The 13,428-nt window shown below is 52.2% G+C and carries 5 protein-coding genes and 1 rRNA gene; all 6 read right to left on the reverse strand.

The features are described 5' to 3' along the window. Nucleotides 1-3: 3 nt before the first annotated feature. Entirely contained in the window at nucleotides 4-756 is a 753-nt protein-coding gene (locus tag QGG57_03585) for an amino acid ABC transporter ATP-binding protein (protein ID MDP7007254.1), read from the reverse strand. Continuing rightward, nucleotides 753-2,300 (reverse strand): amino acid ABC transporter permease, encoded by a 1,548-nt coding sequence (locus tag QGG57_03590; protein MDP7007255.1) that lies wholly within the window; start codon nucleotides 2,298-2,300, stop codon nucleotides 753-755. The genes QGG57_03585 and QGG57_03590 overlap by 4 nt, the downstream gene beginning before the upstream one ends. After that, a complete protein-coding gene (locus tag QGG57_03595; protein ID MDP7007256.1) occupies nucleotides 2,297-4,387 on the reverse strand; it encodes an ABC transporter permease subunit in 2,091 nt (696 codons plus the stop codon). Before QGG57_03595 ends, QGG57_03590 begins: the two co-directional genes overlap by 4 nt. Before the next feature lie 93 nt (nucleotides 4,388-4,480). Beyond that, nucleotides 4,481-5,623, reverse strand: coding sequence for a transporter substrate-binding domain-containing protein (locus tag QGG57_03600; protein ID MDP7007257.1), 1,143 nt, complete (start codon nucleotides 5,621-5,623; stop codon nucleotides 4,481-4,483). A 144-nt stretch (nucleotides 5,624-5,767) separates the two neighbouring features. After that, nucleotides 5,768-7,235, reverse strand: a 16S ribosomal RNA gene (locus QGG57_03605). A gap of 245 nt (nucleotides 7,236-7,480) precedes the next feature. Continuing rightward, nucleotides 7,481-13,408, reverse strand: a complete 5,928-nt coding sequence (locus tag QGG57_03610; GenBank protein ID MDP7007258.1) for an exo-alpha-sialidase — start codon at nucleotides 13,406-13,408, stop codon at nucleotides 7,481-7,483. Between the last annotated feature and the right edge of the window lie 20 nt (nucleotides 13,409-13,428).

Raw genomic sequence — 13,428 nt, forward strand, 5'->3', positions numbered from 1 at the left:
CAATCAGAGAATCTGTTCGAGGAACAGCTTGGTGCGTTTGTGCTGCGGATTGTTGAAAAACTTCTCCGGAGTCGCAGCCTCGACCAGTTCTCCCTCGTCGAACAGGATGGCCCGGTCGGCCACTTCCTTGGCGAAGCCCATTTCATGGGTCACGACAATCATGGTTATGTCGCGCTTCGCGAGGTCAATCATCACGTCCAGCACTTCCTTGATCATTTCGGGGTCGAGCGCAGATGTGGGCTCGTCGAACAGCATGATCTTCGGGTCCATCGCCAGCGCGCGCGCAATCGCGACACGCTGCTGTTGACCGCCCGAAAGCGCCGAAGGATACTTGTGCGCCTGCTCAGGGATACCGACCCGTTCGAGCAGCTTCAGGGCGCCTGCTTCGGCTTCCTGCTTTGATTCTGCCTTGACTTTCATCGGGGCCATGGTGATGTTTTCCATGATAGTCAGGTGCGGGAACAGATTGAACTGCTGGAAGACGAACCCTATTTCTGAACGGATATATTTCAGGTCAGCCACGCTGGTCTCGTCATCGATTGTGATGCCATCGACCGTAACTGTTCCGGCGCTGTGCGGCTGCAGCCGGTTCAGTGTGCGGATAAATGTGGATTTTCCGGAGCCGGAAGGCCCCATGATAACCACGATTTCACCCCTTCCTATTTCCATCGTAATTCCTTTGAGGGCCCAGAAATCTCCGAAGTTGACTTTCACGCCCTCAGTCCTGATGATTTTTTCCTTGTTTTGTTCACTCATGTAGCCTCACCTCCGCCTTCCTTGACAAGTCCGAGTTTCGCCTCGATACGACGCGAAATCCGGGACATGTAGAATGCAAAGACCCAGAAAATAAAGCCAGCAAAGAACAGCGGCTCCCTGTAATCGCCCAGGAATTCCTTGTCGGTACTGGCAAGGACCTTGGCCACATTGAAAAAGTCGAGGACGCCCACGAGGTATACTAGTGTAGTATCCTTCCAGAGGCCGATAAAAATACTGACGATGGCAGGTAGGGTTGTCCGTATTGCGCTGGGTAGTTCGACATACAGTTTTGTTTGCATCGGGCTCAAGCCCAGTGCAATGGCTGCCTCTATCTGGCCGTGTGGGACTGCCTGAAGCCCACCACGCAGTACTTCGGCCATATAGCATCCACCAAACAGCGAGATAATTATGATAGTTCGCATAACCGAATCGGCCTCATAAATTGGGCGAATTATATCTGGAACCAGGAAGAAAGCGATGAACAGCCACGCCACTAGTGGACCAGACCTTACGATCTCGATAATTCCCACGGAAGGCCATTTGAAGAATGGGAGCTCACTTCGCCTCCCAAAGGCGAGCAAGACCGCAATCCCGGAACCGATTACGCAAGCTGCGACAGAGAATATCAGGTTGATAAACAGCCCACCCCATTCGAGGGGGGCAACTCCTTCTTCCGCCACAAAATGGTGGCCAAAAAGGTTGAAATCAATCAATCCTGCCTCGACTAGCCGGTCCGGTGGGTCAAGCAGGACCATAGTGAGGACAAACGTCAGCACGGAGGCAATAGCCACCCAGGAATTAATCCGGTTGACAAGGTATTCCTCAGCAGTTAGGCTGTAATAGTAAACCGCTCCGAACGATATGTAGGCACAGGCAAGTGCTCCGCCGAATAGCAACAGCGTGGCTCCGGGGTTGTAATTGATGTGGTTCGGGTTCCAGATAGCAAACAGGCAAATCAGGGAAAACAGGCTGAATGGTATCAGGAACTTGCCGGCTCTTTCCTTGATTGTTCCGTAAGTGGCCCCAATCAGGATTGCAACCAGATAGATAGTGGGCCACAACCTCCAGGTCTCGTTGGCTATGTGTGGTTGCGTAACGCCACTGGTGAAGAAGGGGCCGATGGCAAGGTTGACACGGTTGGCCCATACGACGTCCCAGTTAGCCTCAATAAGTATGAAACCTCCGAATTTTTTTACGATACTTAGAATCAATAGTGATGAAATAATGCTCAGGATTGCGGTCGTAGGATTTTTCTTGAAGGTCGCCTGCAGGAGTACGGTCGAAATGACCCAGGTTGCGAATAGGGCAGCTAGTGCTACGAGGACAGTATAGAGTATAATTCGTGCAAAACCTGCACCTGAGCTTCCAGTTTCACCGAGTACATCCACAAAAGTAAAAACTCCAAGGATAATTGCAAGTGCTAGTGAACTGCGGGATGCTCCTGACTTCCATTCGGGTGTCACCCAGTCTGCTGGTTTTCCAGTGATATTCTCATTAAAATTACGAAGGTCTGCAAACATTTTGCTTGTCCATGCCCAGTTCATATCTTCACCTGCGTTACGCGGCTATTGTAGAAGTTCATGATACTTGAGATTAACAGGCTCCCGACCTGATAGGTAACCAGCAGAAGCAGGAAGCTCGGAACGGCCTTACCGACCTTGTTCACGATCACCAGATTTACATAGAAAAAATCGTTGTAGGCCACGATGAGTGCCAAACTCGAATTTTTCCAAACATTCATGTACTGGTTGTTCAGCGAAGGAATCATGCTCCGGAGAGCTTGGGGGATTATCACCAATCGCAGTCGCTGGACAGGATTCAGCCCGAGGGCAATTGCAGCTTCAACCTGCCCATACGGAAGTGACTGGATGCTCCCCCGCACTATCTCGGCTACGTGTGAGCTAGTGTATAGAGTAAGCCCGGCCACTATAGCAATGAATGCGGGCGATATCTCGAAGCCCCCCTCCATCCGCCAGCTTCCCGGCTGATCGGATGGTTTCAGGTAGCTGGGATAGTCAATACCGCTCGAAACCGCGACAGCAACAGCCACGACGATAGCCAGGAACCAGAGGATAATTCGTCGCCTGACACCTTTCTCGGAATCGTCAACTCCATTCCAGTCTTCATAACGAGTATAGAGCCATGTACCAATCAGCACTGCAATCGCCCACGTGAAGTTTGAAAGCTGGACTACGGGAACCCAGATACCCTGATTACTGACAAAAATAATATCCATAATATCCATCTCTTCCCTGAATTGCGGTAATGATTGTCCCATCACGCTGCTGATGACGAAGAGCAGGACTGCGAATGGAAAGTTGCGGAATATCTCGACATATACCGTTGCAAGGCCTGAAGCCAGCTTGTTGCTGGAGAGTCGCGTAACGCCTACTATGAATCCCAGGATGGTACAGAGCAACACGCTTGCCAGCACAGCCCTTACAGCATTCACGATGCCTGCGCGATAGAATTCCCATCGGCTTGCATTAGCGATATCAATCTGGTCAGGCCAGTTACTGATGTTGAAGCCCGCCTTGGCCTGCATGAATTCTAGGGTAATATCCCAGGACTGGTCTGTCTTGAGCAGTACCATCAATCTCAGGACTAGGTAGAGGATTAGTGGAATTGCCAGGAGGAAGGCCATAGCGGCCGCCCTCTTGGCGGCGACAGCCGGCTTTGCCATCTCCAACGCCATCAGTTTCCACCAGACCAGAACTATCACCAGCATGGTTGCAGATAGCACAGTGGGGAAATTCTGGGTTAGGTCCGGAAGGAATACGGCGTTGAGGAATATGAAAAGGAATATGCCAATTGCAACCATGGTTGCGATTACCGATTTCCAGGCTTTCTTCCAGATATCTACTGCATCTCCGGGATTGCGTGCTGTCTTTACGATGGTTATAATCAAGGTCTTGAGCTCATTCTGTAACAGCAGGAATCCTGTAAGTATCGAACCACCAATCATCAGGAAAGGAATCTGGGACCGGGGTGACAAGTCTGCAGAAGCAGACCATAATAGGATGATATAAAACACCACGATTCCAACGAGGGTAGTGATATAATTCTCCCAGTTGCACCATGCACGATACCATGACTGGCATGCGTCCCACCAAGCGTTTGCCACGTTCACTAAGTACCCGGATTGTGCGGTTAAAGCCATTCCGAACGCAGATAGTGCCGTTCCATAGCCAAGATATTCGACCAGTACGCTCTGTGCCAGTAGTGCGTCGTATAGCGCTAGCACCGCGCAAATCCCGTAGCTGGCTTGTGGCAGGTTAATAGCTTTTAACGTATCGGCCAGCAGACTGAAGAATTTCTCCAGATTCAGGATATGCTTTATTTCGTTCTGGATCAGGATGAAAGCTATCAGTATTGTACCGCCGATATATTTTACGGTGGTTTCCAGAGGATAATAGGCTTCATTGGATTCCAGCCCGCTCGGAAGCTTGATAGAGCGAGCTATCTGGATTACCATTTCGGTAGTAGGTTCGAGGAAAAACAGGATGTAATTCCAGAGAAGCACTGCCGCCAGAGCCGTTAATGCAAGACCTTTCAGGTCATTCAGGGTCGGTAGCCGCAACTGCCGCAGTAACCACCCAGTGCCGCGGCTGCCAAACGCCTTCAGCTCCATACTAAGGCTTGCACGTCAAACCCTGCTTTAAACTCGGGGGGCCCCCTGAGGATAGTACCCCAGAGGGCGTATTCCATCGTGCCTGTTCCCGAGCTAACGCATCGGGGGCGCGAACTGCAGGCCACCGTTGGCGGCGAGGTCGTTTGCAGTTCCAGCGCGGTCAATCAGACAGTTGTTCATTCCACCGTCGCCGTCACAGAATGACCGGTCGTACGCTTCGCCGTAGTTACCTACAGCGCCGAGTACAGCTTGCATCCAGGTGTCAGCTAGTGGGTTGGTGGAGGTTCCAAGGCCGAGGTTCTGGTTCAGCAGCCTGTTGATACCGGGGTCGCCACCGTCGGCGGCGGCCGTGGTAGCCTCAGCTGCGTAGTTGGCGTTGGTAATGCCGAATTCCTCGGCAGTGATCATGCCGTACCATACCCATGCGACTACGTCATTCCAGTCGTCGTCGTTGTCACGGGTTGCGGCGCCGAGGGGCTCCTTGGAGAGCAGTTCCTTGGCTATCCAAGTTCCAGCGTAAAGAGCATCCCCTTCAACATACGTGTCCTGGTCGAGAATCCACTTGCGTGCAACCATGGCTGACATGTCGCCGGTGAAGGCGTCACATTCGCCAGCGACGAATTTCTCCGTTGCTTGTTCAGCGTTCTCGACATTTATGGCCTCGAATGTAATGCCGTTGAATGTGAAGTAGTCTGCCAGGTTCCCCTCAGTCGTAGTACCAGTTCCGACACAGATTTTTGCTCCGCCAAGGCCAGAAACTGAGTTGCTGGCGTTTGCTGCAGCGAATGAGTTCTCGCTAATCAGGATACCCTGACCGTCGTAGAAGTTCATTCCGGCGAAGTCCGCGTTCAGGCCCGCATCACGGCTGGTGGTCCAGGTCGTGGTACGAATCAGGACATCGATTTCCTCTGATGCTAGTTTCTCGAAGCGGTCCGAGGAACTGGCGGGGACATACGTGATGTCGGTGTCCGGATTGAGTCCGATTGCGGCTGCTACAGCCCGGCAGTACTCGACATCGAGACCGGACCTCACACCGTCTTCAGACAGGTAACCCATTCCGAACTGGGATTCCTTCACTCCACATTTCATGGATCCGCGTGCGAGGATTGTGTCAAGCGTGCTGACTGGTGCTGTGTCAGCGACGCCCTTCGCATATCCTTCGTCGTAAGCGGCGTCGACGTCTTCCTGCGTAAGGCCGGAATCGTCGTCACCGCCCAGGCAACCCGAGAGGGCCACAGTCGTCAACACCATCATGAGTGTTGCTGCGTAGGCTTGGCGCATATTTACCCGCACGAGGCGGGTTGTATATAACTGTAACTTATAAGGAAAAGGATGACATTCGAAGATATATTAGTGCCAGTACAGCAAACCCGTGTTCTTAGGAGGTGATCCATCCGCAGGTTCCCCTACGGATACCTTGTTACGACTTAACCCTCCTCGCTGAACCCAGATTCGAGCGCGCCAGAAGGCGAGCCCTCGTCCAGACCCAACTAAGGTGGTTTGACGGGCGGTGTGTGCAAGGAGCAGGGGCATATTCACCGCGGGATGTTGACCCGCGATTACTACGGATTCCAGCTTCATGAGGGCGAATTGCAGCCCTCAATCCGAAGTACGAGCAGGTTTCGGGATTGCCTCCGCCTTTCGGCGTCGAAGCCCATTGTCCTGCCCTTTGTAGCGCGCGTGTAGCCCGGGAGATTCGGGGCATACTGACCTACCGTTGCCCCCTCCTTCCTCCACTTCAGCAGTGGCGGTATCGCCATAGTGCAACCCTTCCTGAGAAGAGCCTAGCAAATGGCAATGAGGGTCTCGTTCGTTATCTGACTTAACAGAACGCCTTACGGTACGAACTGACGGCGGCCATGCACCACCTCTCGAAAAATCAGGCAAGGTCATCAGCCTGGCCTTCATGTAATCGTCGCCCCCGGTGAGTTTTCCGGCGTTGAATCCAATTAAACCGCACGCTCCACCCGTTGCAGTGCTCCCCCGCCAATTCCTTTAAGTTTCAGTCTTGCGACCGTACTCCCCAGGCGGCTGACTCAATACCTTCGTGCCGGCACTGGACGCCCTCGCAGGGCCCCCAACACCAAGTCAGCAGCGTTTACGCCCTGGACTACCGGGGTATCTAATCCCGTTTGCGCCCCAGGGTTTCGTCCCTCACCGTCAGAGCCGTTTTGATCAGATGCCTTCGCCATTGGTGGTCCCTGCGGGATTACAACATTTCACCGCTCCCCCGCAAGTACCTCTGATCTCCCCCGGTCTCAAGCCTGGCAGTGTCCCCGGAATCCGCACCGTTGAGCGGTACGATTTACCCAGGAATTAACCAAGCCGGCTACGAACGCTTTAGGCCCAATAATAGTGGCTACCACTTGAGGTGCCGGTGTTACCGCGGCGGCTGGCACCGGTCTTTCCCACCCCTTACTCTACCAGCTTTTTAGGCTGGCAAACAGTCCATGCAATGCATGGACACTTGGAGTTCCCTCGTCACAGTTTCCTGCATTGCGAAGTTTTCGCGCCTGCTGCGCCCCGTAGGGCCTGGACTCGTGTCTCAGAGTCCATCTCCGGGCGACCTCTCTCAAGGCCCGTACCCGTCGCTGGCTAGTCAGGTCTTGACCCTGACTACTACCTGATAGGCCGCAGACTCATCCTCGGGCGCCGGAGCTTTGGGCACAGATGCATTCCAGCCTCCTGTGCCTATGGGGTATTAGCCTCACTTTCGCGAGTTTATTCCCCACCCGAGGGCAGATTGTCCACGTGTTACTGAGCATTCCGCCGGTGACCGAAGTCCCCTTGACTCGCATGGCTTAATCGAACTCCAATAGCAGTAGCCTTCGGCAGGATCAACCGAAGTTTTACACACTTTTCTAGAAATTTTTGGGTTTACTGCACTGGTTTCACCATATCTTCGAATGTCAGACGACAGCTCCCGCAGGAGTTATTGCCATCTCCACAGATTTATGCAACAGCGGAAGACATCCATCATTGGAGAATCAGGATTCAGCCGAAACTGCTGCCACCGCAAAAAGCGGCTGCCCGGTGACGGCAGGGCCGGTCGGGCTCGCGTCCACCCAAGGTGGTGTATTTAAGCCGAATGGCTCACTCGTCGAGCTGCAATCTGGTCGCACAACCGGTGCAATTTACTATCAACGGACGTTGTGAGCTGGTCACTTTCAGCATAGTACTGCACTTGGGGCACTGCAGAGTTATGGCCGCCATGGCTGCGGCGGGACTGGCTGCTGGTGGAAGAATTGCATCCTGCGAACGCTGGTAGACGAACCAGGTTACACCCAGGCCGCCAACGAGCACCAGCCCCACCAACACCAGTATCAGCAGCGGGCTGCCCGTATCGCTGCTGCCGCCCGGAGCGACCGCGGCGCTGCTGGCCGCAACGTCAAAGCGCAGGCTGCCACCATTATCGAGTAGCGCTGCCGGACCACCCGCCTCCGCCGGCTGGATGTTGGCCAGCTGCACCTCGATAGTCACGTCGCCCGACATACTTCCCGGCACGTTCCACACCAGTTCAGGATACGCCTCACCGTTGGCCACGATATCGAATGTTCCGATGATATCAGAGTGGCCACCATAGACCACACGCACCTGTCCAGTGGCATCAGTGCCACCGTCATTGTAGATTGCCATCGAGATTGTGGCAACTTCGCCCGCCGTTGGCTTGGCAGGAGATATTGTGAGGCTGCTCTCATCAAGCAGCAATTCAGGTGGCTCAGCCACCGTCACGGTCGTGGATTCGTCGATGAACTCCAGCGCTTCGGGGTCCCATAGCCCTTGCTCTTCCTCGTTTACGGAATTGATGTTGAAGACGCGCGCCTGCAGGGTCCAGTCGCCGTAGAGCAGCTGCCCCATTCCTCCTTGCGATTCTGTGAAACGGACCTGAAATTCGAACAGCCGCTGGCCGTTTCCGAGGAATTCCTGGCCAGCCCAGTATGTCGGGTCGGCGGTGATGACCCGGGTGCCCTTGACCAGTTTGACTTCGACGCTCGTCAGGACATCGAACGAACCGACATTCTGTAGAGTCATGCTGAAATCAACCAGCGAACCGTCCGAAATCTGGTCCGGAGTCCAGCTCACCTCGAGCATGGCGAAGCGTGCCAGTATCTGCACGTCAAGGTCCAGAAAACGCTCGTCGAGCGTCTTGCCAGTTTCGTTGTCGAGCAGCAGCAGATATAGCCTGTCAATTTCTTTCACAACCCAGTCAGCACTCCACTTTTTGGGAGTATCTACATCAATCTCGAAGCCCAGGTGTTGCATAATGAGCGGGCCATTGGAATCTGACTCGCGCACCCACAGGTCTACCAGTCCGCTCCGCTCGCCGCGATTGTCTATTTCGACCGAAACCACATTCGAAATCAGTTCAATAGGCGTAGTCACAAGATAGAAACCATCATTGACAATGTAGATGTCGGGATTGGTTGCCGGGATGTCGACATTCACCTCACGATACCAGACACTGGCGCTGGCGGTCGAATCACCGGGGAAGGTTTCGATGACCTGCACTATGATGGTGTGCTGTCCCTTCGGGATATCGTACCAGGTTGCCTTAGCTGTCCAGTCATCTCCGTCGGCGTAGACGTTGGTCGAGAAGTTGGCGATGCGATGCTCGAGGTCCTTGACGTCGTACCAGAACGCGACTTGTACGCGGGCGTTCGCGGCGCCGGTATTGCGCAATTTGGCTGTGATTTCGAGGTCTTCGCCCTGGCGCGGATTGGAGGGTACCAAATGCAGGCTGCGCAGTTCGACATCGCACTCCTCAGTCTCGATGGCGAGGTTATTCACCAACACGCGTCCCTGCGTCTGCGAACTGACGTAGAGCGTCGCGATTGCCACCTCATCTCCCCGGTTCTGCGCGTTGGTAACGCGTTTGTTGAGCTGGTCGATCAGGTTTTGATTCGTGATGGTGAGCGTGACCTCATATTCCACTTCCATGTTTGAAAGCCAGATAACACCCTTACTGTCACTGCTCACGGTAATTGGTATCCGGGCCATCTCAACTCCGTATTCATCAACAAACGTGTCCGCATTGGCTAAAGCATCAACAAGGGATGCACGGAATGATTTTCCAGCAGCCCCAGGAGATGAGTCGGAATCCCATCGGACGGGTGAATTATTATTGTTAAATTCACCTGCCCACTGCCATTCGTACTGCCCACTGGAGCCTATATCGATTTTGGGGTTAAGAGGATAGTCACTGCCTTTGGTAGTTCTGACGAAAATATCGCTGTCATCCTTACCTGCACCATCAATATCTCCATTATCGCGGAAGGCAAGGTACGTTCGTTCACCTATTGCCAGTGCTGGAGCCTCGTTACCGAATGTGAGTTCGCCCTCTTCATTATCCGAGACGTGCACGAAATCTGACCAGTTCTGCCCCTGATCCATCGAAAATCGCATGTACATATCGAATGTAGTGGCTATGTATCCGCCAAATAGAACCATCTTTTCGGCTGTGACATCATATGTCATGTCATGATAGTAACGGGCAATAGGGGTGGTATTAGTCTCAAGAAGAGCCCAAGAACCAGTTGTTCCATCAAGCACCCAAGTATCATCAGAATAGTATGGGGCACTAAGTTTGTATCCTCCAAAAACAACAATCAAATCATTTTCACGATCATGTTTCATTGCGTGGTATCGCAGGGATTCTGGATGGGTAGTAGATTCCACCATGGTCCAGTTGCCCTCCCGGTACCGCCAAGTGCTTTCATCGTAACCAACTACGTCGATATATCCACCAAACATCATAATATTACCACTGTGATCACCAGCCATTTTGTGATAACTTCGCTTGCCTGGGTTTATTGTAGTGTTAATTTCGTTCCATTTCTGAGTTTGAATGTTGAAGGCCCAAGTATCATTGAAACGCTGATAATAGCCTGTTTCGTTCATGCCGTAGCCACCATACAGTATGACATCACCCGTAATATTGTCAAAAGCCATGGCGTGCTGGTAACGAGGTGCAGGGCCTCCCGCATCTGGAATCTCTAACCAGAGGTCCCTATCAGCATAGTAAATCCAGGTGTCATTGCGATAAGCGTAAAATCCTGTGTCATTAAGGCCGTACCCACCAAACATTACAATCTGATCGCTATTCCAGTCGTTGGCCATTGCATGGAAATAACGTGCACTGGGGGTATCCTCACTAAAACTTTCCATCCAATTATTGTTGTTGTAGTAGTAAATCCAGGTCTTGTTGGTATAACCTGTGTTAGTTGACCCCCCAAACATCACTGAACTGGTAAAACCAGAAAGTGACACGCCAGTGGCCATTGTGTGATAATAAGTTGGTTCGGGATGGTTGCTTGGTGTGCGCTCAGTCCAGTTTTGTTCATCAAAATCAAAACCCCACGTATCATCGATACGTCCTGATGCCGGTCTTTCCATCCAGAGCGCATAGAGCAATCCGTTTCCAGCCTTGAGACTGGCATAGGTCTGGGCGTTAGACATGTATGGGTCATCATCATCACTTATAACTACGGTAGATTCCCAGGTCGTACCATGGTCCAGAGAGGCAATCATTACCAGGTCGTAGTCAGCAGTGCCGTCCTTGTCAAAATCACCATAATCTCGCCATGCTACAAAGACACCGGAAGCATCGGCAGCGAGACAGGGATACATGGAGGATTCTGCAGTTGAATTGGTGATTCTGATGGGCTCGTCCCAATCGTTACCTTGGTTACTGGAACGTGTATAGTGGATTTCATAATCAAAACGTTCCCCATCATTATAATATGATTCCCAGGCAATATGAACTTTACCTCCACCTATATCGATTGATGGGCGATAATTACTATCACCATCAGTTATCCTTTCACCGTAGCCCCAATTTACCCCATAATCGCGTGAAGTACGGACCATTATCTCTGTCCCTTCCCGGTATGCAACGTGAACTCGTGCTCCTTCAGCAGCGATTACCGGATCATAAGAAAAAGTATCCTCGCGAGTTACTGCTATGGGCTCGCTCCATGACCCCCCCTGGTCGCTGGAATGTGCGAAAGCGATGTACCAACCGCCGCCCGTGTCGATCGTACTTGGCACGCTCGCAATCCATATTACATACAGGTGATTACCGGTAGCGACCATTCTTGGCTGATACTGAAAATTTCCGTGAGGGTTATAGATTATCTGGTCTCCTTCTTCTGAAATAACACTCGGGTCGCTCCAGGAAGCACCGTTATCATCCGAACGGCGATAAAATATATCTCCATCGTCATTGTGAGCATTGTTGCCGTTATCACCTATTTCTCCACCATCCCAATAGATAAGATGCAGATAGTTTTCCGTAGCAGCCAGAGCAGGCATGCTTGATTCAATTGATTCATAGTATTGTTCTGAAAGATAGACTGGTTGCGACCAACTTTGTCCCCTATCGCTGCTCTGCGATACAGAAATATCCATATCTCCACCGGTTCCAGAGGCCGGTTCCCGGTCCCCCCAGGCCATTACCACATCATCACCATCAATGTCTATGCTGGGCCAGTCCCTGGCGACAGAAGCTGCACCAGAGTTTGCCTCAACAGGCTCCCCAAAAGAACCTCCACTATTTGTTGATCTTACAACCATAATTCCTGGATCGCCGTCATTCTGTGTCCTTGCCCAAACGAGAATCACCTCGCCCTCCGAATCTGCTCTAATCTCGAGTGGATTGTAAGGAAAGGCGTAGAATCCATCATCATTTTCATCCGAAATCAGGTTTATTGCTCCAAAAGTAAGGCCCCCATTGGATGAACTGCGCATCTGGACTTCATAAGTTCCCCTATTATTAGTGAAATATTCGTACCATCCTACATGAACATAATTACTGGCACCCACAGTTGCAACGGCAACCATGGGTCGATAGCCACTATTCTCAGTCCCTGCTTCGTGCATCTGGTAAGGGATGGACCATAATTGGCCATTGTTAGTAGAACGGCTGTAGGATGTAATGTAACGAGCCAATCCGTCGCTTGTGAAATTATATTCAGTCCATACTGCATGAAGGTTTTCCCCATTTGCTGCGAAACGGCATTGGTATGATGTACTGGAACTCGAGGGGGAATTGACTTGCACTGGGTCACTCCAGCTGACACCGCCATCACTGGTGTATCGGTGATAAATATCATAGTCAAAACCTGAACCAGACATATTGCCACTATCACTCCACAATAGGTGTAGATTATCACCTTCTTTTACAAGATCATAATCGTATATGTAATTTCCTCCATTGGCACGAATAGACTTGAAACTGGACCATGATTCCCCACCATTTACTGAGGTGATCCAGGTCAACTTGTTGGGATATGCGTTGTCTATCCAGCTGAGGTAGAGCGTACCATCGTCCTCGAATATCCAGGGCATCAGATAGGCTGTTGTAGTACGGCTGAGAAGCTTTGCATTATTCCAGCTTCCATCCGTATAGCTCCTGAAGATAATGCTGTCATACGTTGTGCTTCGGGTTTCAAGGTCTCCATCATCAAGCCATGCAACAAATATGTCACCGTCTGAATTCCGGGCTACAGCCGGTGTCTGCGATATGGAGCCGCCATTAGTTTCTGTAGAGGCGAGTTTGTAAGGGTTGAGCTCCCCGGTGCCGTAAGCGTAACCTGTAATGTTCAGGGTGGCTTCGTGTATAGTTGCGTTGGCAGGAATCAGTATCCCGGCATTGACCTCGTCAGCAGTATGGAACACCGTCGCCTTGCCGGGGCCGCCACTGTCAAAGGTCTGCTGCATCCCGAGCGCGCCGTATCCCTGCCCGGAATAGCGCCACCTCTCATTACGGACCTGCACCTCGATGTCGGAGGGATACGCCCCGTCAAGCGCTTCACCGGTCACTTGCAGCGAGGCAGAGGTGACGGTCGAAGCAGGGAATTCCAGCGTCACCGAGCCGTTGCGGTCCGCTTCGCTGAAGTCGTAAACGACCGAGTCCAGCTTCTGTTCATACTGAGTGAATTCGCTGGTGGTTTCAGCTCCAGCCAGCAGGGCGAGGTCGGCCCCCAGCAGGCAGAGCACGACGAAGACGGGCAGCAGGCGCATGGGCTGCCGAAAGTAGGCTG

The organism is Candidatus Poseidoniia archaeon (assembly GCA_030748895.1).
In the GTDB taxonomy this organism is placed as follows: domain Archaea; phylum Thermoplasmatota; class Poseidoniia; order MGIII; family CG-Epi1; genus UBA8886.

Coding starts and splice junctions, on each gene's coding strand:
- QGG57_03610 (MDP7007258.1), bottom strand. CDS start 13,408: ATGCGCCTGCTGCCCGTCTTCGTCGTGCTCTGCCTGCTGGGGGCCGAC.
- QGG57_03590 (MDP7007255.1), bottom strand. CDS start 2,300: ATGAACTGGGCATGGACAAGCAAAATGTTTGCAGACCTTCGTAATTTT.
- QGG57_03595 (MDP7007256.1), bottom strand. CDS start 4,387: ATGGAGCTGAAGGCGTTTGGCAGCCGCGGCACTGGGTGGTTACTGCGG.
- QGG57_03585 (MDP7007254.1), bottom strand. CDS start 756: ATGAGTGAACAAAACAAGGAAAAAATCATCAGGACTGAGGGCGTGAAA.